The organism is Veillonella sp. (assembly GCF_032470285.1).
GTDB lineage: Bacteria > Bacillota > Negativicutes > Veillonellales > Veillonellaceae > Veillonella.
Window position 1 is genome coordinate 174,038 of sequence record NZ_JAWEKP010000003.1, and the last position, 25,164, is coordinate 199,201.

The window sequence follows — 25,164 nt, forward strand, 5'->3', positions numbered from 1 at the left end:
TCCTATTATAAGGTTTCAAGGAACGCTTCACGTTCCAATAACGCTTGTTGTTTTTGTTTATATTCTTCTAACTTTTCTTTTTCTTTTGCTACTACAGCTTCAGGAGCTTTTGCTAAGAAGCCTTGGTTAGACAATTTACCTTCCAAACGAGAAATTTCTTTTTCCATTTGGATTTTTTCCTTTGCAATACGCTCTCTTTCTTTTTCACCGTCAATCAAGTCTTTAAGTAAGAGATATACTTCCATACCATTGACAACGGTTACAGTCGCATTTTCTGGTTTTGGATCATCGGTACCAAGAATTGTTACTTTCTCTGCCCAAGCCAATGTTACGAAGTAGTCACTATGTTCTGCTACAGTTTTAGCTAATGCTTCATCTGTTGGCGCTACGATAACCTCAGCTTTTTTACCTAAAGGCACATTCATTTCAGCACGCATGTTACGAATACCTTTGATAGCATCCATCATAACTTCCATTTGACGTGCTGCCCCTTCAAGATTATCGAATTTCAATGCTTCAGGCCATTTAGTAACAACGATGCTGTCCCCTTCGTGTGGCAAATGTTGCCAAATATGTTCAGTTACGAACGGCATGAATGGATGTAATAATTCGAGCATATGACGTAAGATTGTTACAAGTAAATATTGAACTGTACGACGATCACGTTCGTCACTTTCACTATACAAACGAGGTTTCGCTAATTCAATGTACCAATCGCAGTATGTATTCCAAATGAAGTCATATACTGAACTAGCAGCCTCGCCTAATTCGAATTTATCGAGGTTAGATGTTACATTTTGTACAGTTTCATTGTATTTTTGAACAATCCATTGGTCAGCCAATGTCAAATCATCTACTGTTGGAACGAAACTTTCATCATAATTTGTAAGGTTCATCAATACAAATTTTGATGCATTCCAAATCTTATTGGCAAAGTTACGGTTAGCCTCAACACGTTCCATATAGAAACGCATATCGTTACCAGGTGTGTTGCCAGTTACAAGAGTAAAGCGCAATGCATCAGCACCATATTGGTCGATAACTTCAAGCGGATTAATACCATTGCCCAAAGATTTACTCATTTTACGGCCCTGGCTATCGCGAACAAGACCATGAATAAATACATGTTTAAATGGAATTTCATGTTCAAACTCAAGAGCCATAAAGATCATACGAGCAACCCAGAAGAAGATGATATCGTAACCAGTTACAAGCACACTTGTTGGATACCATTGTTTAAGTTCTGGAGTTTGCTTAGGCCAACCCAGTGTGGCAAACGGCCATAAACCAGAGCTAAACCATGTATCAAGAACATCTGGATCTTGTGTAACATGACCGTGGCAATGAGGACATTCTGTAATATCTTCACGGCTAACGATAGTTTCACCACAATCATCACAATACCATGCAGGAATGCGATGGCCCCACCACAATTGACGAGAAATCGTCCAATCGCGGATATTTTCAAGCCAGTTCACATATGTTTTTGTAAAACGTTCAGGAACGAACTCTACTTCGTGGTCTTTAACAACCTTAAGAGCTGGCTCTGCCAATGGTTTCATATCTACGAACCATTGTTTAGATACCATTGGTTCGATGATTGTATTACAACGAGAGCAATGACCTACTGCATGGTCATGATCATCGATTTTTTCAAGTAGGCCTAATTCTTTAAGTTCAGCTACTACTTGTTTACGCGCTTCTTCACGAGGTAAGCCATTAAATTTGCCAGCACCTTCATTCATTGTTGCATCATTGTTCATAACAACGATGGACTCTAAATCATGGCGTTGACCCATTTCAAAGTCATTAGGGTCATGAGCAGGTGTAATTTTTACACAGCCTGTACCGAAGCTAGCATCAACATAGTCATCGGCAATTACAGGGATTTCTCGATTAACAAATGGCAAGATTAATGTTTTACCAATGAGATCTTTATAACGATCATCATCAGGATTTACTGCTACTGCTACATCACCAAACATTGTTTCTGGACGAGTTGTAGCAACAACAACGAAACGATTATCTTCACCTTTTACAGGATATTTAATATGCCATAAATGGCCATGTTCGTCTTCATGCTCAACTTCAACATCAGATAACGCAGTGGCACAACGAGGACACCAGTTGATGATGCGTTCACCGCGATAGATCAAACCTTTTTCATAAAGGCTTACAAATACTTCGCGCACTGCATGGTAGTATCCTTCATCCAAAGTAAATCGCTCACGGGTCCAATCACAGGATGCGCCAAGGCTACGGATTTGTTTTACAATAGTATCACCATATTCTTTTTTCCATTCCCACACGCGCTCTACGAATTTTTCACGGCCCAAATCATAGCGAGATTTTCCTTCTTCTTTAGCAAGCATCTCTTCTACTTTGATTTGTGTAGCAATACCAGCGTGGTCTGTACCTGGCATCCACAATACATTGTAGCCTTGCATGCGTTTGAAACGGATGAGGATGTCTTGTAATGTGTTATCAAGGGCATGCCCCATATGCAACATACCAGTTACATTAGGAGGTGGTAATACGATACTAAATGGCTCTTTATTCGTGTCTACTTCTTCGTGAAAGTATCCTTGATTTTCCCAATAAGAATACCATTTGCCTTCTATTTCACCAGGATTATATGTGGTTAAATTTTCGTAGGTTTTCATCGTTCCTCCTAAAAGACTCCTTAGCGCTTCATAATTTTAGCCAATACAAATAGGCTTGTTTCATATAGCAATATCATAGGTAATGCAATCATCGTTTGCGAGAACATATCCGGTGTAGGTGAAATGACAGCACCTATGATAAAGGATATAAGAATAAATATCTTTCGCTTCGTTTTTAAAAAGCGTGATGTAATTAAGTTGAAATATCCCAAAATAATTAAGATCAACGGCAACTCAAAGATAAATCCAAAGGGCAATACAAAGGATAATACAAAGTCCATATACTGACCAATAGAAAACATCGGCTGTAATTCATCTGTAGCAAAGCCCATAAAGAACTTCACCGCTGCAGGCAATACGAGAAAATAAGAAAATACAATACCTATCCCGAATAGACCAATTGCTACTGGTAAGATCCAGTTAGATAGCTGCTTTTCTCGCACAGTTAGTGCAGGCTTAACAAATAGCCAAATCTGATGCAATATAATGGGAGCGGCTATGACTAAGCCACCTACAACAGACACCTTCATATATGTAAAAAATGCTTCAGTAGGTCTCATATAATAGAGCTTGCCAGCCGGTTTTAGGAGTATTTCCAATAATAAGTCTACATAATAATAAGAAATACAAGTTCCCACAATAACTGCTACAGCTATTATAATCAATCGTTTTCGCAGCTCTGAAAGATGTCCTACAAGAGACAATTCCCTTGCTTCATCCATCATCTTCTGCTCTATAGCCGTATAAACTGGTTCATCTTCCACATCCTCAGGAATGTGTTGAGTTGCCACCTTATATCGTTCTTGCTCAGTCTTTTGTTCTGCTTCACGCCGTTTTTGACGAACTACACTATCAAAAGAAGGTTTTTGCATGGGATATTCGAAATCCGATTTTGGTTCGAATGGTTCCATATTATACCTTTCTATCAGCCAGATTTTCTACAGCCATCACAAGGAATTCCTTCCCTGGGAAATCACGCACTGCAGCGAGTGCCGCTAGAGCATCTTTACAATATTTATCAGCTACAGCTAATGTATTATCAATTCCACCTTGAGCAATAACATAATCAATAATGTCTTGCTCATTACCACCATTATTTAAGCCTTTAATATCTTCAAGCAATTTATCTTTATTACCATCGTTAACGATGCTTAATAACGGATACGTCAATAGTCCCTCTCGAAGATCATTCCCTACAGGCTTTCCCGTTGTTTCCGCTGTTTCACGATAATCCATAATATCGTCTGTAATTTGGAATGCCATGCCTAATGCATGACCATATTTTTTCAACTCTATGATTTCATTCGCTTGCCAATCTCCTAAGAGACCACCAAGCTCCATACAGCCTTCCATAAAGTCTGCTGTTTTCTTTTGCGTCTTTGTCATATAACGCTCTATGCCTTGATCGATGCGATATACATCTTCCATTTGCATGAACTCACCTTCTACGAGGCATGTGATAATATGAGAGAATACTTGAAGATACTTCATATTCGTCATTTCAGATACGATTTTAAATGCTTTAGCAAATAAATAATCACCACTAAGGATAGCTACTTTATTACCTTTATGCATGTGAATTGTATCCTCCCCACGGCGAATTTCAGCTTGATCTAAAACATCGTCATGGATAAGTGTTGCTAAATGAAGCATTTCAACAGCCTCAGCAATTTTAATGCGTTGACGCTCTATAGATGTACCTGCATTAGCAATCAATAGACACAATTGAGCACGCAAACGCTTACCACCTGCTGCTGATAACGGTCGAATCAGTGCATTGAAGTCCTCTGCACCGGTATTAAAAGATGATGCAAGAGACTCTTCGACACGCTCTAAATCTAGAGCAATGCGTTCCATAATCTCTAATTCGTTCGTTTGACTCATGCTTCATCTCCTACCAAAATTTTATTGATTCGTTGTTGTAAAAGCTCACGTCCAGTATGCTTTAAAGAGCTGTACAAAATCGGCGGGGTAGCCGTTGGATATAGCTCTTTAATAATAGACAAGTTTGCAGACTTTTCTTTAGCCGTCAATTTATCGGCCTTGGTCACTACAATTTGTAACGGAACACCGGCTTCGACGAGCCAATCAAAGGCCACCTTATCAATGGCCATTTCAGGATGGCGACCATCGATAAGTAAACACAACAACATCAATCGTTCAGAATGTAAAATATAATCGGCAATAAAGGAAGACCACAGATTGCGGTTTCCTTTATTTGTCTTTGCAAAACCATAACCAGGAAGGTCAACGAGAAACCAGTTATATCTGCGTTCCTCGGTTTCAGAAATATCCTCTTTTGATTCAATATCAAAGTAGTTTATCGTCTTAGTCTTACCTGGCTGACCACTAACGAGGGCTAACCCACGATAGTTACATAAAGAATTAATCAACGAAGACTTGCCCACATTAGAGCGTCCAAGGAAGGCGATTTCTACGGTATCCCCTTCAGGATATTGATCCGCCTTCACACAGGAAGTATTATATTTTGCAGCTATAATACGAGGCCCCTTTGGTTCTTTTCGTGTATATTGTGGTTTTGGGCCCATTGGTTTAGTGGATTTTTTCTTCTTTTGCATTACACAAATGCCTTTGCTAATACTTCATCCATTGTCTTAACTGGCGTAATGATGAGGCCTTCTTTCACAATGTCAGGTAATTCTGCAATATCCTTTTCATTGCCTTTTGGAATCAACACCTCTTTAATACCATGAGACAAGGCTGCTAATAATTTTTCTTTTAAGCCGCCTATTGGTAATACGCGGCCACGCAATGTGATTTCACCAGTCATGGCAATATCAGAACGAACCTTGCGGTTAGTCAAAATAGATACCATAGCTAATGTCATTGTAATACCTGCTGAAGGACCATCTTTAGGGGTTGCCCCTTCTGGCAAGTGAACGTGAATATCAAGCTTTTTATAAAAATCTTCTTCAATCTTTAAAGCTTTTGCATTATGGCGAATATAACTCATAGCCGCTTGACCAGACTCTTGCATAACCTTGCCGAGACTACCAGTTAAAGCCAATTTACCGGTACCATTCATAGTTGTAGCTTCACATGGTAATACTACACCACCAACAGATGTCCAAGCTAATCCATTTACATAGCCAACTTGTGCTTTCTTTTCTCGCTCTTGGTCAACAAAGATTGGTGCGCCTAAGAATTCGTGAAGATTCTTAGTAGTGACTTTTGGTGCGTCTCCGCCTTCTTCAACTACTTTGAAAGCAATCTTACGGCAAATCTTAGCAATTGTTTTCTCTAAAGTACGAACACCTGCTTCGCGAGTATATTCGGAAATTACCTTTCTTAACACAGCATCAGATAATTTAACCTTGTAATCTTCAAGGCCATTTTTCTTAATTTGCTTAGGTGTTAAGTAACGCTTAGCAATTTCTAGTTTTTCTTCTTCCATATAGCTGGACAACTCAATAATTTCCATACGATCTAACAATGGACCAGGAATATTAGATGCTACGTTAGCCGTAGTAATCCAGAAAACTTCAGAGAAGTCGAACGGTACTTCGATAAAGTGATCACTAAATGTGCTATTTTGTTCTGGATCCAATACCTCTAATAACGCTGAGGATGGATCACCTTTATAATCAGATGCTAATTTATCAATTTCATCCAATAAAAATACAGGATTCTTAGTACCTACATTTTTTAACCCCTGAATCATACGACCAGGTAAAGCACCAATATAAGTACGTCGATGTCCACGAATTTCAGCTTCATCACGAACACCACCTAAGGATGCACGGATAAACTTACGATTCATTGCTTTAGCAATAGAGGTAGCCAAAGAGGTTTTACCAACGCCTGGTGGGCCTACTAAACAAAGAATAGAGCCACTATTTTTACCGGTTAATTTACGAACCGCTAAAAATTCTAAAATGCGTTTCTTAACCTTTTCAAGGCCATAATGATCGGCCTCGAGCATAGCATGAGCGCCCTTAATATCTAAACGATCTTCCGTTAATTCGTTCCACGGTAATGCCAATACCCAATCTAGGTAATTGCGCAAAATTGTTGCTTCCGGCATCAATTGAGGCATGCGGCTGTAACGAGAAATTTCTTTATCAATACGCGTATGTACGTCTTCACTTAGGTTAAGTGCTTTTAACTTAACTCGTAGTTCTTCTGCCTCCTCCTCGGGATCCCCTTTATCCCCCAACTCATCGTGGATAACGCGGATTTTTTCGCGCAAGAAATATTCCTTCTGCGCTTTTTCCATAGATTGACGCACTTGATTATTGATGGAATTTTCCAAATCAGAGATTTGTAATTCCATATTTAAAATGCCTACAATCATGTTAAGACGACGAGCCACAGATAATTCTTCAAGTAACTCTTGACGTTTCAAATTATTAATAGGCAATAGAAATGCAACTTGGTCAGCTAATTCACAAGGATTGCGTAATTCCATAACGCGCGTTACACCTTCATCAGTAACTGATTTAGCTTCTTCTGCCCATTCGCCAAATTTAGCTTGAACCAAACGACGATAAGCTTCAAGCTCTACATCGTCTTCAAATTCAGACGCCACTCGTTCATAGTCTCCTATATAATAAGGGTCCATGCTAGTAATATTCATAAGACGAATACGAGTGATGCCCTCTACAAGAACACGTACTATACCACCTGGTAAGCGCAACATTTGTTTAATTTTTACTAATGTACCCATTTGGGCTAAATCATGAACTGTTGGTGCATCTACAGCATCATCTTTTTGAGTTACGACGGCTAAAATGCGGTCCTCATTCATTGCGGCTTCCACCGCCTTAATGGATTTGTCTCGACCGATATCGAGGTGAATCACGATATTCGGGTATACTACCATGCCTCTGAGAGGTACGGTAGGGATCCCAACTTCGAGTAAATTCATACTTCCTCCAGGTATATATATTATGAAAAGAAACTCATTCCTACACAGAAATGAGTTTCTTCGAATTACGATTTCAACTGGATGTCTTGGTCTGCCTCATTTTTGAGTATAGGTTCACCTGTGCTTAATACGGATTCACGATTCACAATGCACTTAGTTACTTCCGGCATGGAAGGAACCTCAAACATTACGCGTTTCATCACCTTTTCAATGATAGCACGCAAACCACGAGCACCTGTTTTTCGCTGTAATGCTTCATCAGCGATTTCTTCTAATGCATCTTCAGTGAAAGTTAATTCTACACCATCAAGGGATAGAATTTTTTCATATTGTTTTGTTAATGCATTTTTAGGCTTTGTCAAAATTTGAATTAACGCATCTCTGTCTAATTGATCTAATGTCACCATTACTGGCAAACGTCCAATAAACTCAGGAATCAAGCCAAATTTTAATAAATCTTCAGGTACAACATCTTTTAAGATAGCCGATACATTGCGTTCTTCTTTACGCTGTACATCTGCACCAAAGCCAAGTGTTTTCTTAGCGGTACGCTTAGTAATAACCTTATCCATACCATCAAATGCACCACCACAAATAAAGAGAATATTCGTAGTGTCAATTTGAAGCATTTCTTGATTAGGATGCTTCCTACCACCTTGTGGGGGAACAGAAGCGACAGTACCTTCTAAGATTTTAAGCAATGCTTGTTGTACGCCTTCACCAGACACATCACGTGTAATGGAAGGGTTCTCAGACTTACGAGCAATCTTATCAATTTCATCGATATAGATAATGCCACGTTCAGCCCGAGCTATATCATAATCTGCAGCTTGGATAATTTTGAGTAAGATGTTTTCTACATCTTCCCCTACATACCCAGCCTCAGTTAAGCTTGTAGCATCTGCAATAGCAAATGGTACTTCTAGCATTTTCGCTAAGGTTTGAGCCAATAGTGTTTTACCACTACCAGTAGGACCAATGAATAAAACATTAGCCTTTTGTAATTCTACATCATCAACTACATTATCTGTTTGTAAACGTTTGTAGTGATTATATACAGCCACGGCTAAAGAGATTTTAGCATCATCTTGACCAATGACATATTCGTCAAGATGAGCTTTAATTTCTCTAGGCGTTGGCAATTCTTTTAAATTGAAGTCGTCCGTCTCAACCGCACCCAACTCATCTGCAATGATGCGTTCACAAACTTCAACGCATTCATCACAAATATACACGTTAGGCCCCGCCACTAATTTGCGGACTTCTTCGCTTGTGCGTCCACAAAAACTGCAGCGCATAGTGTCTTTATCTTTTGCCAAGGGGCGCCTCCATTACTTGCTTTCTACAGGTTCTCTTGTGAGCACCTCATCAATTAAGCCGTATTCAACGGCATCCTGAGCACTCATGAAGTTATCGCGATCTGTATCGCGAGCTACTACTTCAATATCTTGTCCACTGCGAGAAGCTAAGATACCATTTAACTCTTCACGCATGCGAAGAATCTCACGGGCATGGATTTCAATTTCAGATGCTTGTCCTTGTACACCACCTAATGGTTGGTGAATCATGATGCGCGCATGAGGTAACGCATATCGTTTACCTTTAGTGCCAGCTGTTAAAAGCACAGCACCCATGCTCGCTGCAGAGCCTACACAAATAGTAGACACATCTGGTTTAATATATTGCATCGTATCATAAATAGCCATACCTGCGGTTACAACACCACCAGGGCTATTGATGTACAAATGGATATCCTTATCAGGATCCTCTGCTTCCAGGAATAACATTTGCGCAATAACCGCATTTGCCACATTATCATCGATGGGGCCACCAAGGAAAATAATGCGATCCTTTAACAAGCGAGAGTAAATATCATAGGAACGCTCTCCGCGTTCACCTTGTTCAACTACGATTGGTACATACATGTAATCACCTTTTCATGTACCTAGTTGAGCAAACTATTATTCAGCCGCTTCAGCGCCTTTTGCATTATCAATAATGAATCGAGCTGCTTTTTTGCGAGCTACAGAGCCTGCCAACATAGCTACACGACCTTCTTTTGCAATAATATCCCAAACTTCTTTAGGATCTGCCCCAAAGTTTTGAGCCATAATGAAGATTTCACGGTTCATATCATCTGGAGTTACTTCGATACCTTCAGCAGTTGCAATAGCATCCAATACTAAATCAGCGCGTACGTTTTCAGCTGCGGAATCTTTGTATTCAGAGCGTAAATCTTCGATAGTTTTATTGGAGAATTTCAAGTAGTCATCAAGTTTCAAGCCACGGCCTTCCATATTCATAGCCAATTCTTGAATCATTTGTTCTACGCGATCTTTAATCATTACTTCTGGGATTTCTACAGTTGCATTTTTAACAGCTGTTTGAATCAAGTCAGCATTGTAAGTATCGATTGCACGACGGGAAGCTTCTTCCTCCATTTTAGTGCGAAGATCTTTTTTCAATTCTTCAATAGTTTCGTAAGAGCTTGCTTCTTTTGCAAATTCATCATTCAATTCAGGCAATTCTTTACGTTTAATATCATGGATATGAGTTTTGAATTCTGCTTCTTTACCAGCAAGTTCTGCTACGAAGTAGTCTTCAGGGAATGTTACTTTTACAGTTACATCATCACCAGCTTTAGCGCCAATTAATTGATCTTCGAAGCCAGGAATGAAGCTACCAGAACCGATTTGTAATGGGTAGGATTTACCTTCACCACCATCAAAAGGTTTACCATCAACGGAACCAGCAAAGTCGATTACTGCGAAGTCATCTTTTTGAATTGTAGCGCCTTCTTCAGCAACAACCATTTTTGCTTGTTGTTCACGAATATTGTTCAACTGTTCTTCGATTTGTTCATCAGATACTGTAGCATCTTGTTTTTCTGCTTCTAAGCCTTTGTAATCGCCAAGTTTAACTTCAGGGCGTTTAGTTACAGTAGCTTTGAAAATCAAATCTTTGCCTTCTTCGAATTGTTCCCGTTCGATTTCAGGTTCAGATACAGGCACGATATCATTTTCACGAAGTGCAGCACTATAGTTTTGGCTAGCCAATACTTCAAATGCTTCTTCCAAGATAGCTTCTTTGCCGAAGTTCATTTCCAAAATACGGCGAGGCGCATGTCCTTTACGGAAGCCAGGGATGTTCACTTGACCTGCAATGCGTTTTACAGCTTGTTTAATGCCCTTATCTACTTCTGCTGCAGGTACTTCAATAGTTAACGTTACTACGTGTTGATCAACAGGATTTACAGTTGCTTTCATTTAAAATATGTCCTCCTCGAAGGGCAATATGCCCAAATTTCTGTAGTATATTATGCACTCCTAATAATAACATAAATGCAAGGTCAATGCAATTCTTCTCAATATACACTAAAAGACCACCCCAAAATGGGTGGTCTTTACATATTTTACATAATTATGCTAATTAGTTATCTTTAGCAATCAATTTGATAATGTCACGACGAGACAAAATCCCGATCAAACGATACTCTTTATCTACAACTGGCACATTTTTCAAATGTTGATCAAGCATAACAGATACAATTTCTTCTACATCTTTATCCGGTGTGGTTGTAATTACTTCATCAGTCATCAACTCATGAACGTGAGATGCCAATAATTTTTTGAATTGAGCATTGTATTCGCCAATGCCATTGTAATAGATGCTAGCGCCTAATACATTAACATAATGAGGCACATGAGGACGTACTTTTTTATATAGTAAATCACCTTCAGAGATAATACCTAACAACTTATTATCATCATCCACTACGGACACCGCTGTTAAATTATATTTAACCAATAAATCAGCTACATCAGAAATCGGCGCATCTTTGCCAACAGTAACAGGGTATTTATTCATTACTTCTTGGATTTTCATAGTGAATTCCTCCTTACAAATACATCTTGCTTTATTATACTATTCGCCACAGTATAATAAAACTCCTTTTTTCTGAAAGTATTATACAAATAATTTTTAAGTCTACGTCTTCTACCAATGATAAGGTTCATTACGATTGATTTTTGATGCTCGATAAATTTGTTCTACAAGTAGCAATCGAACCATTTGATGAGTAAAAGTCATAGGGCTAAAAGATAATTTATAATTTACAGCCTGACGTAATATATCACTCACCCCAAAGGCACCACCAATAATGAAAGCCATATCGCTAACACCATCCACCTCAAGCTTAGATACCGTCTTAGCGAGTTCTTCAGAGGACATTGGTTTGCCATACACGTCAAGTAATACGGTATACGCATTTTTAGGGACCGCTTTTAATAAACGGTCTCCTTCTTCTGCAACGACTTGTTTGCGATCCGCATTACTCGGCTTATCTCCAATTTTACTTTCATTCAGCTCTGTAATTGTAATGCCACCATAGGGGCGCATGCGTTTCACAAACTCTGCTACGCCCTCACGTAAATAAGCATCCTTCAATTTGCCGATACAGACTACATAAAATCTCATTTTTACCTCTTCACAGATTGGATGGACACAATTTCATTAGGCTGACCATGTTGTAACTTCATTTCAGGTCCAATACGAACACCACCATCAACAAGCATTTTGCCAATAGTTTGGGTAACAAGGACAGAGTTATTATTATTTTCAGAACGATGGGCCAATATAACTTGCATAAAATCAGGACGTTTCATCATGAGTAGTGCTTGCGCAGCCATTTCATTACTCAAATGACCTTCATCACTAGCCACCCTTTGTTTCAAAAACGGCTGATATGGTCCGAATCGCAACATATGAGGATCATAATTCGCCTCTAGCACTAACAGAGTCGTATCATCAATTCTACGTAAAATATCATCTGAAATCACGCCTGTATCAGTGACAATAGTTGCCTTATCGTTCCCAGCAAACACATTTATACCAATTGGATCAGCCGCATCATGACTTACCGAAAAAGGTTCCACAATTAGACTCCCCAACGTCAAACTGCCCTTTGTAAGCTCGATTAATCGATTCTTTGGCACGATTAACTTATCTTGGATTTCACGCCAGGTGCCTTGCTTCGTATACACAGGAATATCAAATCGTTTTAGTAATTGTTGTAATCCCGCAATGTGATCACTATGTTCATGACTGACAAATATACCCTCTACCTGTGCCATATCAATTTGTAATTCTTTTAACCCATTGACAATGCGTCGACAACTGATGCCTACATCATGCAATATGACGGAGTTCCCTTTTTTTATCACTGTACAATTGCCCTTACTACCACTGGCAAGGACATGGACCTCCAACGGTGAGGATTCACTCATCAAAACACTCCATATACTTAATCATAAATCTATTATTTCTGTAAAAGTCAATAGCTTAGTTATTTAGTTAAATATTGTATTAACTCATTTAAATTCAAGCTATTATTACGTTCTTTCAGATAATTTAGTCAGACGCTCTACAAAATACGACATATTAGCCTCAATATCTGGCCCTCTGCGGAACATATCGCCTCCAACAAGGAACATCGTATCATTTCCGTACAGCTCAACAAGTTCATTAAGACGAGTATCTGTAACGCCACCACCTGGTGCAGGGCAAGCCGCCTTCATCAAGCCCATTGGTCGTTTAATGTAAGAGGAAATCCTCTTGCATTGTTCCTCTGTAAAAGTAAAGCGTCCACCATAAGATACGAAGATTGGCATATCAGCCCCAAAAATACGAGGTAATAAACCTAGTTGTAAGTAATCGGCTACACCAGATACACCAGGGCTCACAAATCCACCAGAATAAGCGGGATGATGAATAATAGGCAATCGTAATTTTTCATCAGTAGCTAATTTGTGTAACCAACCGAAACCAACGAGACCTGAAGCCACCATGAGAGCTGTAGCACCAGCCTCTTTGGCAAAATAAGCGCGTTCCAATACGTCTGTGCCATCACCAGATACATTTGCTGCATATAATGTATGTGTCCCATGTGTAGTGTTCATTTCCTGTACCATAGAAGCACATCGTTTTACACGATCTTTATATTGAGAGAAGGACTGATTAGAAATACCATGATCATCCTTTATGACATCTGCCCCACCACGTGTATAGGCTCCACACATGCGAGCCAATTCCCCGTTTGGTGTTCCCATCGGCTTTACAACGGCTTGAATCATTGGACGCGTCGGGGTTTCCACTAAACAACGAATTCCTTGCAAGCCAAATCGTGGTCCCTTAAACACATCGTAAAGTGTTGGACATAGTTCAATATCTACTACCCAAATATGTGGCTGTAACGAAGAATTACCAAAGACAACATTTAAAAATTGTGTAGCCTCTAAGGCCGTGGTATCTACGTGATATGAAATACGAGCCAAATAGTAACGAGAGGTGTCAATTACAGCATTTGGCATCACACCTACATTGATATAAGGAGAGTCTTCTACTATAGGTTCAAGAGATTCTAGTCGACCAGTAATAGTTTCTTTAATGTATGGATCCGTCACAAACTCATAAGGAAATTCTATGGTTTGCTCTACTTGAACAGCCCAAGCAATTGATTTTGCTTCTTCATATGTACTCGCTTCTATTCTATATATAACTATAAATCGCTCGTCTTTCATAATGCGTCTCCTTTACAATAATATTATTTAATTATATACCAAAGTAGTATACGATTCCATAAAAAAAGACCTCACTCCAAATCAGAGTGAGATCTTTTTAACAAACGAAAACATATATATTGATGTTTTACCTATACTAACAAGGTTTCTACTGTGAGAGACAATACATATAATCGCATGAGAGTAAACTCGTCTAACTATATCTTATTGGTAGAAATGTTTAGGATAACCTTTGAATCGTGTGAAGTGACGATATTTACGAGTCGCACGATTAGGTTCATTAACAGTTTTATAACCAAAACCATTAAACATTACATTTAAAATAACAGCTACTATACTACCAGCTGTGATACCAGATTTCAAAAGAATTTGAGCCCATGCTGGAAAGTGTGTATAGAATTGAGGTGCTGCAAGAGGAATCATGGATACCCCAATACTAATGGCAACTAGCATCAGGTTATAGTTACCATCGAAACTAACTTTACCAAGAGAACGAATCCCACTGGCGATAATCATGCCGAACATAGCAATTCCTGCGCCCCCTAGTACAGCATTTGGAATACAAGCTACGATAGCGGCTAATTTAGGGAAAAGGCCTAATAAAATTAAAATTACACCAGATGCTGCTACAACGAAACGACTCTTAACACGTGTTACAGCAATAAGACCTACGTTTTGAGCAAATGCTGTATACGGAAAACTATTAAGGATACCACCAATAATAGTGGATAAGCCATCCGCACGAAGTACCGCAGCCAACTCTTTTTGACCAATAGGTTTATCTACGATTTCTCCAACTGCAATACTATCACCAGTTGTTTCTACCATAACTACGAGCATTACAATAATCATAGATACAATAGAAGCAAAGTCAAAGGTTGGAAGGCCAAAATAGAATGGTGTCACAACAGAAATCCATTGAGAACGCCCTACTTCTGAAAAATCTGTAATACCAACAATCATAGCTAAGGCTGTACCGAGAATAAGCCCAACTAAGATTGCCAAATTACCAAGGAAACCTTTACCAAATCGATAAGTTAATACAACGAGAACAAATGTAGCTACACCAAGAGCTATGTATAGTGGATCGCCAAAGTTTTTATTGCCTACGCCCCCCCCCATCCAGTTAACAGCTACTGGCATCAAGTTGATACCAATAATAGTAATGATAGTACCTGTTACTACAGGTGGGAATAGCCGAATCAAACGACTGAAAAATGGTGCCACAAGGAATGTAAAGAGACCAGCTACGATAATCGCACCGTAAATGGTAGTAATATCATGCTGCTGACCAATCAGAATCATTGGACCTACAGAAGCAAATGTTACACCTTGAATAAGAGGAATGCGACCACCGACAGGTCCGAACCCTAATGTTTGAATCAATGTAGCTACACCACATGTAAATAAGTCAGCTGTAATCAAACGAATTAAATCTTCAATTGGCAAATGCATAGCTTGTGCAATAATAATTGGTACAGCTACTGCCCCAGCATACATAGCCAGAACGTGCTGTAAACCATAAGCGAATAACTGCGGGATTGGCAGCATACCATCTACATGGTCGACACCAGATGCACCTTTACTCATAAGAATCACCTCATATCTTACGTTTTAGTTACTAGTTAAACAATATAGTCATACTATCGTACATGATAGAGTTTAGAAATCTCATCGACTTCACGTGGGAACCTTGATGGCTAGGGGCAAAAGCCCCTACCATTAAGCAAATATTCTATTTTTTATAACCTGTATGTTTAATCGGCAAGGACCTACGTGGTTCTCCGTCGATACGACGATACGCATTTGCAATAGCCGGTGCAATCGGAATGCTAGAGATTTCGCCAATACCTTTAGCACCGTATGCATATTGTTCTGGTGTCCCTTTTTCGATAAGACTTACATGAATTGGAGGACATTGGGTAGCTCTAAGAAGTCCTAGCGTACCGTATTTAGATGTTACATACCCTTCTTTATAAGGGAAGTCTTCTGTAACGGCATACCCCATTCCCATAATGGCACCACCTTCGGCCTGACCTGTACAGGATTGAGGGTTCACTACACGACCTACATCGTATGCTACATGTAAATTAGCAACCTTATTGTCTTCACCAATTGTTGCTACACATGCACCATAACCATAGGCAACGTGATTTTTTGGATGCGATTTATCAGAATTAAATGGATCTGTTTCACCGAGAAACTCTTCATAAATCTCTACGCCATTCAGTTCTTCTAATGTTTTAGTATCTAACATTTCTTTTAAGCGAAGACTTGCTTTACGCGTTGCTTCACCGGTAAAGAGCGTTTGGCGAGATGCAGTAGTTGTACCAGAATCTGGTGTACGTACTGTATCAGGTCGTTCTACAAATACTTTATCCGCCGTTAAGCCTGTCGTTTCACAAAGTACTTGTGTTGCCATAGTAGCCATGCCTTGACCAATACAAGCGGCACCCGTACGAATACGAACTTTACCATCACGTACTTCTAAAATAACGCGACCCGTATCAGGTAGTCCTACACCAATACCACTATTTTTCAAACATACCGCAAGGCCAGTACGATCAGAGGCATAATATGCATCTTTTACAGCTTCCAAACATTCTACTAAAGCGGTTTCTTTGGAACAAATTTGGCCGTTTGGTAATGAGTCACCAGGGCGTACAACATTTTTGTAGCGGAATTCCCAAGGATCCATGCCTACCAACGCAGCTAATTCATCAATATTTTGCTCTTGACCAAAGATAGTTTGTGTTACGCCAAACCCACGGAATGCACCACCAGGAACAGTATTTGTATAAACACATACACCATCAAAGGCAAAATTATCAAAGTGATAAGGGCCACAAGAATGAGTACCAGCACGTTGAAGTACAGGACCACCTAAAGATGCATACGCGCCACAATTAGAAACGATATTTACCTTACTTGCTACCAAATTACCTTCCGCATCACAAGCTGTTGTAATATCCATTTCCATCGCATGACGTTTAGTATGAATATTGAGACTTTCTTGACGGGAGAAAAGTACCTTAGTTGGTTTTCCTGTAAGCCAAGCTACGAGTGATGCATGATGTTGTACGGTCATATCTTCTTTACCACCAAAGCCACCACCTACGAGCATACTGTGAACCTTTACAGCCTCATTCGGAATACCAAGCATACGAGCAACTTCACGACGATCATCATAAACATTTTGGCTACCTGAATGCAGATGAATTTCATCACCCTCACGATATGCAACGGCACATTCTGGTTCCATAAATGCATGGTCGGTTTGAGGTGTGGAATAATGATTTGTTACTACAAAAGCAGCCTCTGCAATAGCCTTATCTACATCGCCACGAGATAATGTTTGACGAGATAATACATTTCCCTCTGGATGTAACTGAGGAGCATCTGGTTTTAGTGCTTCCAATGGATCTAGTACGGGTTCTAATTCAGTATAATCAACTTCAACTAGAGCCAATACTTCGTCTAAGTATTTCTTTTCTGTAGTTGCAACAAGTGCAATTCCATCGCCTACATAACGTGTAATATCACCTTCGGCGATAAGTACATCCCAATCCGGTACTAAATGACCAGTCTTATTGAATGGTACATCCTTAGCAGTCAATGCCGTTACACATGCTGGATGTTCAAGAGCTTTAGACACATCAACACGATCAACTCTAGCTCGTGGGTATTTAGAACGCAATGCTTTGGCATAAATCATGCCATCCATATAGATATCATCAGAGTATTGTCCAGTACCTAATGCTTTTTCCTCAGCATCTACACGATGTAAACGAGCGCCTACAGCAGCATTAGTATCCTTTTCCGGAACAGGTAAATTCTCACGGAACATTTTTGCAGCTAGCATAATGCCCTCTTCAATTTTTACATAGCCTGTACAACGGCAAATATTACCTAATATCGCCTTTTTAACATCGTCAGGTGTAGGGTCATTATTTTCGTCAATCAATACTTTTGCACTAATAATCATACCTGGTATACAGAAACCACACTGCACCGCTCCGCATTCACCAAAAGCATAGGTGTATACTGCTTTTTCTCGTTCAGATAAACCTTCAATCGTGACAATTGATTTACCGTCTAATTGAGATAGTTTGCTTACACAAGCCTTTGCTTTTTTTCCGTCTATAATTACTGTACACGTACCACATGCACCAGCACTACAACCTTCTTTAGTGCCCGTCAACTTTAAATCAGCTCGCAAGAAATCAATTAAACGTTGATCCTCTTGAACCTCATATTGGGTGCCATTCACTTGAAAGCGGTACATATATAGCCCTCCTCTCATTAAGGAATACATTCACCAAGATACGATTCTGTTAAGGATCCATCTTGTACCACATGGTGACCTCTAAGGATAACATCTCGAACCTTGCCAGTTACAGATATTCCTTCGTAAGGTATATAGTCAGCCTTTGTATGGGCGGACTCTTTTGAAAGCATATGTTCTATATGCTTATCTACAATTGTTATATCCCCATCACTACCTACAGCTAATGTACCCTTCTTGGGATACATGCCATATAGCTTTGCTGGGTTTTCACTAACTAATTTCATAAAATCTACAGCGCTCATATTGCATTGGTTAACCAACACATCATAAGCAATGATGCCCCGTTCTTCGGCTCCAGGAATACCTCCAGGAATTCGGGTAAAGTCATAACGACTCTTTAATTTTTGATCATTAAAGGTAAAGCTACAATGGTCGGAACCAATGGTTTGGAATACACCATTTACTAGTGCATCCTTCAATGCCATTTGATCTTGTATCGTTCTAAGTGGAGGACTCATCACATATTTAACCCCTTCAAAATCAGGTAATTTATATCGTGATTCATCAAGCACCAAATACTGTGGACATGTTTCACAAGTCACTTGATGTCCTAATGCCCGCTCACGTAGAACTTCATCTACGCCTTCTTTAGAACTTACATGCACAATATGCACGGGATACTCTAATGCAGCACCAATTGTACTAAATCGCTTAATCGCTTCCGATTCAATCATGGCCGGTCTTGTGAGTGGATGATTGTCTACATCTAATTCACCACGTTTACGTTTATCTGCTACAAAGGCATCGATAAGATCACCGTTTTCACAGTGAGCCCCTACAAGCGCACCCGTTGGTTTTATAGCTTCAATAGCATCATAAATTTCTCGATCTGTTAAACGGAAGCCATACGCTAAGTACACTTTAAAGGACGATACACCAGCTTCTACAACCTTTGGTATTTCATGAGATACCTCTTCATTCATTTCTACAAGCTCCATATGGAATTTGTAGTCACAGGAGCAATGCCCCAAGGCACGCTCCTTATGAACTTCTAACCCTTTACAAAGGGATCCATCCTCAGGAGAAGCAAAGTTGATGATTGAAGTAGTGCCGCCAAGAATAGCAGCCTTTGTACCACTATCAAAATCATCTGCAGTAGACGCCAAGGCATTTGTCATTTGAAAGTGTGTATGAGGATCAATAAATCCAGGGAACACATAGCAACCTTTTGCATTAAGAACTTTAGCCCCTTCTGGAACAGAAAGGTGTTCATCAATGGCGACAATTTTGTCGCCATCAATTAATATATCTCCGGTAAGGATTCTGTCAGTTAAGACCAATTCCCCTTGTTGTATGATAATCATGATACATAGTACACATGCTCTTTACAGAAGGCATGTACAACTCCTTTCAATTCTTCAGGTAATGCATCAATGTCACATACGGCTTCTTCACCTTTAAAGCGATAACCACAGCTAGTGCCTTTGATGTAGAAACCATCATTTGTACTATCTGCTAAAGCTTCAGCATTGTGGAAGAATGTAATGCGATCCTTGTATGGTTGACAAGGTTCTACGCAATGACACGCACAGTTACCACATTCATTACAGCTTTGATCAACATGGATGATCAATTTAGCATCATTTACAGTAACGACTTCATTACATCTATTAGGACATACGCGAACACAAGCACCACAAACAACGCGGCAGTGGTAGTCAGAACTACGTGTACCTGGGAAGGATGGCATTGCTTCACGTTTTTTCTTCATTGCATCGCTCTTCTTGAAGATTTTGTTCTCAGCGATGTCTTTAGCAAGTTTAGCTATAAGTTCTTTATGAACTTTTAAAGCAGCATTGTAATCAGTAGATTCTACTTCGTCTGCTAAGCCTTTGAAAGTATTGTAACCTTCACCTTGTAGAAGAATTGTACATACTGTTACAGGCCAAATACCACAATCAAAGATAGCTTTGATATTTTGTTTTACAGCACCACCACTATAAGACATAGGTAAACGTTCGCCGAATTGAGCACTTAAGAGCTCAGCTACACCAATTGTTACAGGTAACAAGGATTTACCAGACATATACATTTGCTCGCCTGGCAATTCATTGTTGTGAATTTGTACAGGGAATGTATTTGTCAATTTAACACCGAAAATCTTATTGTGTTTTTCACCAAGAGCGATAAGACGCTCTAACATTGGAACAGCCTTATCGAATTGAAGGTCAACTTCAAATTGATGATCTTCAAAGTCAATGTACTCAAAACCAGCGTTATCCAATAATTCTCTAATGCGTTTTGGACCTAACAATGTAGGGTTGCATTTTAAGTATAGGTGAAGACCTTTTTCACTGATAAGGTACGAACAAATGGATTCGATTTCTTCTGCTGGGCAACCGTGCATTGTGGACAATGTAATTGCTTGGCAAAGTTCATCACTAATAGAGTTAATATAATCAGCATCAATATGCTCAAATTCATCTACATGGTCAAGACACCATTGCTTACATGTATCCCACATAGGAGATTGAGATGTATTTCGCATTGTATTGATGAATTTATCAACCATAGGGCTCTTAATACCAGCCAAGTTATAGCCAACACTCATGATGAATAAAAATCCATCTGGATCACCTAATCCTAATTCTTTAGAGATTAATTTCAATGCGAACCAAGCTTTAATGTATTCATCAGCAGCTTCATCACAGCTATATTCAGAAGACCATTCTACGTTATATGCTTCGTCTACAGAGTAGATACAAGGTCTAGGAATACCTAGTTCTTCACCATACATAATTTGTACGGTTTTTAATTCAATGCAACGAGCACCAGCTACATAGGATGCCACAATGTTTTGTGCCAACTGTGTATTAGGGCCAGCTGCTGGGCCTACAGGATTTTCAATGGATTTACCAAAGATAGATAAGCGTTGATTATGATTCGTACGATGAATTTTATTTACATTGTAAATACGATTGTACATCTTGTACTCAGTCATAATGTGGTTCATCAAATTTCCGAAACTTACCGGATACATAATGTCACTCATAATGTCACACTCCTTTAAAGCGTTTGCGTTATGGGTTTAGTCGTTTCCATAAACCTTTAGATGTTGCTAAAACTTCGTTCATTACTTCAGCTTTATCAATGCCTTGTAATTTACGATCAATCATGCGTGGTACACCATCACTAATAGTTGTTACCACATACATACCATTAGCACCGAATAGTAAATGACCATTGATGTTGTTTTCATCAAGTGGTGTTGGTGCTGCGTAATCAAGAACAATTACGTCAGCTGCAGCACCTTTTTTAAGGATGCCTACCGTAGTATCGAAGAATTCATTAGCCATTTTGCGGTTGTTTTCAAATAGCATATGAGGTACTTCACCCCAGCCTACATATGGTTTATGTTGCTCATGTTTCACGAGACAATTCGCTACTTTATAAGATTCGAGCATATCATTTGTATAACCATCTGTGCCAAGCCCAACAGTGATCCCTGCATCTAATAGTTTCAAGATATCTGTCGTGCCTACTGCATTACCCATGTTACTTTCTGGGTTATGTACGACCTTAGCTTGAGATTTTTTCAATAATGCCACATCTTCGTTAGTTACGTGTACACAGTGACCAGCGATGCTCTTAGGGCATAAAATACCTGCCTCTACGAGGCGTCTAACAGGTGTCATGCCATACTTTTCTTTACTATCGGCCACATCTTCAGGACCTTCTGCAACATGAACATGATAACCCAACTGATCCTCATTATGAGCTTTCACATAATCTAATGTTTCCGTGCTCAATGTGAAAGATGCATGCAAGCCCATCATCGCCGCCAGTCTGGATGGATCTTGTTTTGCTTCTTTACCAAAACGTACGTTTTCTGCAACAGCGGCTTTCATTTGGTCTACGCCATTGCGGTCGGATACTTCATAGCATAAACATGAGCGAACGCCGAATTGTTTAGCTACATCTGCAATGATGGATAAGCTGTTAGGAACTTCACCATAACTTGCATGGTGGTCAAAAATAGTAGTTACACCATTTTCGATACAGCCTAAATACGTAAGTAATGCACTTGCTTTTACATCTGGAGCCGTCAATTTATTATCTAAGTAGAACCAAAGTCCTTCCAAGATTTCACCGAAGTTAGTCGGTGCTGGACCTGGCAACGATAAGCCTCGTGCAAGAGCGGAGTAAATATGATGATGTGCATTAATGAAACCTGGCATAATCAAGCCACCATGAGCATCAATAATTTCTGCGTTTGCATAAGCTTTGCATAATTCATCATATTTACCAATATCAACAATTTGAGTCCCGTCGATAGCAACAGCACCATCATAAATGATAGGTCTATCAGCGTCGCGAGTAATAACAGTACCTTTTCCTAATATAATCATGTGGGCACCTCCTCAACGATTCGTTGAAAAGCATACTTATAAACTTATATATTATTATAATACGATACGTGTGCCTGTTTTTCCTGCTATACCATCTTTAGATTTCTCTAATAATGTGATAATTGAGACACGGCCTTTTTTGGATTCTGCAAATGCTATAGCGGCTTCTACCTTTGGTTTCATCGAGCCTTCTGCAAACTCACCAGCTGATACATATTCTTTAGCTTGTGTAACGGTTATTTCATCAAGCCATTTTTCATTTTCTTTACCAAAGTTAATGGCAACCTTTTCAACAGCTGTTAAAATAACGAGAACATCAGCATCAATTTCTTGGGCCAATAAACTACTAGTCCAGTCTTTATCGATAACAGCAGCTGCACCATGAAGTTCATTACCTTCTTTAGTTACTGGGATACCTCCCCCGCCACAAGCAACAATTAATTGTTTACCTACTAAACCTTTAATTGCTTCTAGTTCAATGATTTCTTTTGGTGCTGGAGATGCCACCACACGACGATAACCACGACCCGCATCTTCTTTTACCACATAATCGTAATTCTTTTCTGCGTATTCAGCTTCTTCCTGAGTCATAAAATGACCAATTGGTTTTGTAGGATTTTGAAAAGCTGGGTCATTTTGATCAACAAGTACTTGTGTAACCATAGTCATTGTTGGCAAATCTTTAATACCACGATTTAAAAGCTCTTCGTGAAGAGCATTTTGTAAGTCATAACCAATATAAGCTTGGCTCATTGCTACACATACAGATAATGGAGTGTTTGGTTGACCTTCTACTTCACGAGTCAATGCAGCCATCGCATTGTTGATCATACCAATTTGAGGTCCATTACCATGTGTTACCACTACGTCACAATCAGCTTCTACTAAATCAATGATTGTTTTAGCTGTACTTTTTACTGCAATTTTCTGTTCTGGTAAGGAATTGCCTAATGCATTCCCCCCTAGTGCTACTACAACTCTCTTTTTCATGTTATGCCTCATAACAAACTATTAAGAATAAAAGGAGCCATCAATACGGATGGCCCCTAAACTTTACTTTACGGTTGAACTCGTTCGGTTCCCTTCCGTTCTAATTCTTTTAAGGTTTCTACAGGATTTTTAAATTTGCTAAGGAAAATCATAGCTGCAATAACATATGGTTTGTAGCTTGCTTCCTTATAAAGAGGTATGCGGTAGCGATCAAATACTGTTGCATCTACTTCGCCTTCTTCACAACTTACACCTGTAATATCTGCTGGTAAGCAATGTAAGTAAAGAGCCTTGCCGTCCTTTGTGAGACTCATCATCTCTTCCGTACATGCCCAATCTTTATGTTTACCATTTTCTTCAAGAAGAACTTTTTCTAATGCTTTAATACCTTCATGATCATTTTCACCATACAGTTTTGTACGTTTTTCCATTGCACCGAATGGAGCCCAGCTCTTAGGATATACGATGTCTGCATCTTTGAAAGCATCCTTCATGTCGTTAGTTCTACGGAATGAACCGCCGCTAGCTTCAGCTTGTTTCTTAGCGATTTCTTCAACTTCCGGCATTACTTCGTAGCCTTCTGGATGTGCTAATACAACTTCCATACCTAAACGAGTGAATAAACCAATAGCACCTTGAGGTACTGATAAAGGTTTACCATAGGATGGAGAATACGCCCACGTCATAGCAATCTTTTTACCTTTAAGGTTTTCTACACCGCCAAATTCTTTGATGATATGAGCTGTATCAGCCATGATTTGTGTAGGATGGTCGATATCACATTGTAGATTTACAAGTGTTGGGCGTTGCTCTAATACACCATCTTCATGACCTTCTTTAACTGCATCGGAAACTTGATGCATATAAGCATTGCCTTTACCGATATACATATCATCACGAATACCGATAACATCTGCCATAAAGGAAATCATATTAGCTGTTTCACGAACTGTTTCACCGTGAGCGATTTGAGATTTGCCTTCGTCTAAATCTTGAACTTCAAGACCTAGCAAATTACAAGCGGAAGCAAAGGAGAAGCGTGTTCTTGTAGAGTTATCACGGAATAAAGAAATGCCAAGACCGCTGTCAAATACTTTAGTAGAGATATTGCGTTCTCTAAGAGCACGTAATGCATCAGCTACTGCCCATACACCTTGCAATTCATCATCAGATTTTTCCCAAGTTAAGAAGAAATCTTCGCCGTACATTTTACTAACGTCTAATTTTTGTAAAGTTTCAATACTTTTATTGAAGTCTGTCATCTGTAAGTCCTCTCTTTCAATTCCCTAAAGGGCTACTTAGGATCTAACTTTATACGATGCCTCATCAAATAGTGAGGCACTATATG

19 protein-coding genes are annotated in these 25,164 nt (G+C 39.4%); all 19 read right to left on the minus strand.

Annotated elements, in window-relative coordinates:
- Positions 1 to 5: 5 nt before the first annotated feature.
- Positions 6 to 2,663, minus strand: a complete 2,658-nt coding sequence (locus tag E7B10_RS05000; protein ID WP_004698608.1) for a valine--tRNA ligase — start codon at positions 2,661 to 2,663, stop codon at positions 6 to 8.
- A gap of 20 nt (positions 2,664 to 2,683) precedes the next feature.
- Positions 2,684 to 3,574 (minus strand): twin-arginine translocase subunit TatC, encoded by an 891-nt coding sequence (gene tatC / locus E7B10_RS05005; protein WP_278451722.1) that lies wholly within the window; start codon positions 3,572 to 3,574, stop codon positions 2,684 to 2,686.
- Position 3,575: 1 nt separating this feature from the next.
- Positions 3,576 to 4,547, minus strand: a complete 972-nt coding sequence (locus E7B10_RS05010) for a polyprenyl synthetase family protein (RefSeq protein ID WP_278451723.1) — start codon at positions 4,545 to 4,547, stop codon at positions 3,576 to 3,578.
- On the minus strand, positions 4,544 to 5,242 hold the full coding sequence (yihA, locus tag E7B10_RS05015) for a ribosome biogenesis GTP-binding protein YihA/YsxC (RefSeq protein WP_024062006.1): 699 nt from the start codon (positions 5,240 to 5,242) through the stop codon (positions 4,544 to 4,546). The genes E7B10_RS05010 and yihA overlap by 4 nt, the downstream gene beginning before the upstream one ends.
- Positions 5,242 to 7,551 carry an endopeptidase La gene (gene lon / locus E7B10_RS05020; protein ID WP_287511318.1) on the minus strand — a complete coding sequence of 770 codons (2,310 nt, stop codon included), beginning with the start codon at positions 7,549 to 7,551 and terminating at the stop codon, positions 5,242 to 5,244. The genes yihA and lon overlap by 1 nt, the downstream gene beginning before the upstream one ends.
- A 65-nt stretch (positions 7,552 to 7,616) precedes the next feature.
- A complete protein-coding gene (clpX, locus tag E7B10_RS05025) occupies positions 7,617 to 8,870 on the minus strand; it encodes an ATP-dependent protease ATP-binding subunit ClpX (RefSeq protein ID WP_008601448.1) in 1,254 nt (417 codons plus the stop codon).
- A 12-nt stretch (positions 8,871 to 8,882) separates the two neighbouring features.
- The gene (clpP, locus tag E7B10_RS05030) at positions 8,883 to 9,476 is read right to left on the minus strand and encodes an ATP-dependent Clp endopeptidase proteolytic subunit ClpP (RefSeq protein ID WP_004696517.1); all 594 of its coding nucleotides are present in this window, start codon (positions 9,474 to 9,476) and stop codon (positions 8,883 to 8,885) included.
- A 36-nt stretch (positions 9,477 to 9,512) separates the two neighbouring features.
- On the minus strand, positions 9,513 to 10,817 hold the full coding sequence (gene tig, locus E7B10_RS05035) for a trigger factor (RefSeq protein WP_004698674.1): 1,305 nt from the start codon (positions 10,815 to 10,817) through the stop codon (positions 9,513 to 9,515).
- Positions 10,818 to 10,980: 163 nt separating this feature from the next.
- Entirely contained in the window at positions 10,981 to 11,436 is a 456-nt protein-coding gene (locus E7B10_RS05040; RefSeq protein WP_004696521.1) for a CBS domain-containing protein, read from the minus strand.
- 111 nt (positions 11,437 to 11,547) lie between these two features.
- A complete protein-coding gene (rlmH, locus tag E7B10_RS05045) occupies positions 11,548 to 12,027 on the minus strand; it encodes a 23S rRNA (pseudouridine(1915)-N(3))-methyltransferase RlmH (protein WP_008714315.1) in 480 nt (159 codons plus the stop codon).
- A 2-nt stretch (positions 12,028 to 12,029) separates the two neighbouring features.
- Positions 12,030 to 12,836: an MBL fold metallo-hydrolase gene (locus tag E7B10_RS05050; protein WP_008714316.1), complete on the minus strand. Its 807-nt coding sequence runs from the start codon at positions 12,834 to 12,836 to the stop codon at positions 12,030 to 12,032.
- Between the two features lie 105 nt (positions 12,837 to 12,941).
- Positions 12,942 to 14,129, minus strand: a complete 1,188-nt coding sequence (locus E7B10_RS05055) for a RuBisCO large subunit C-terminal-like domain-containing protein (RefSeq protein ID WP_205112520.1) — start codon at positions 14,127 to 14,129, stop codon at positions 12,942 to 12,944.
- Positions 14,130 to 14,333: 204 nt separating this feature from the next.
- Entirely contained in the window at positions 14,334 to 15,719 is a 1,386-nt protein-coding gene (locus E7B10_RS05060) for a nucleobase:cation symporter-2 family protein (RefSeq protein WP_004696527.1), read from the minus strand.
- 145 nt (positions 15,720 to 15,864) lie between these two features.
- The gene (xdh, locus tag E7B10_RS05065; RefSeq protein WP_316055520.1) at positions 15,865 to 18,414 is read right to left on the minus strand and encodes a selenium-dependent xanthine dehydrogenase; all 2,550 of its coding nucleotides are present in this window, start codon (positions 18,412 to 18,414) and stop codon (positions 15,865 to 15,867) included.
- Positions 18,415 to 18,431: 17 nt separating this feature from the next.
- A complete protein-coding gene (gene hydA, locus E7B10_RS05070; protein ID WP_004696530.1) occupies positions 18,432 to 19,781 on the minus strand; it encodes a dihydropyrimidinase in 1,350 nt (449 codons plus the stop codon).
- The gene (locus tag E7B10_RS05075; RefSeq protein WP_316055521.1) at positions 19,778 to 21,469 is read right to left on the minus strand and encodes a selenate reductase; all 1,692 of its coding nucleotides are present in this window, start codon (positions 21,467 to 21,469) and stop codon (positions 19,778 to 19,780) included. The genes hydA and E7B10_RS05075 overlap by 4 nt, the downstream gene beginning before the upstream one ends.
- A gap of 28 nt (positions 21,470 to 21,497) precedes the next feature.
- The gene (ssnA, locus tag E7B10_RS05080) at positions 21,498 to 22,826 is read right to left on the minus strand and encodes a putative aminohydrolase SsnA (protein ID WP_316055522.1); all 1,329 of its coding nucleotides are present in this window, start codon (positions 22,824 to 22,826) and stop codon (positions 21,498 to 21,500) included.
- 54 nt (positions 22,827 to 22,880) lie between these two features.
- A complete protein-coding gene (gene arcC / locus E7B10_RS05085; RefSeq protein WP_004696535.1) occupies positions 22,881 to 23,816 on the minus strand; it encodes a carbamate kinase in 936 nt (311 codons plus the stop codon).
- 68 nt (positions 23,817 to 23,884) lie between these two features.
- Positions 23,885 to 25,078, minus strand: coding sequence for a knotted carbamoyltransferase YgeW (gene ygeW / locus E7B10_RS05090; RefSeq protein WP_004696537.1), 1,194 nt, complete (start codon positions 25,076 to 25,078; stop codon positions 23,885 to 23,887).
- Between the last annotated feature and the right edge of the window lie 86 nt (positions 25,079 to 25,164).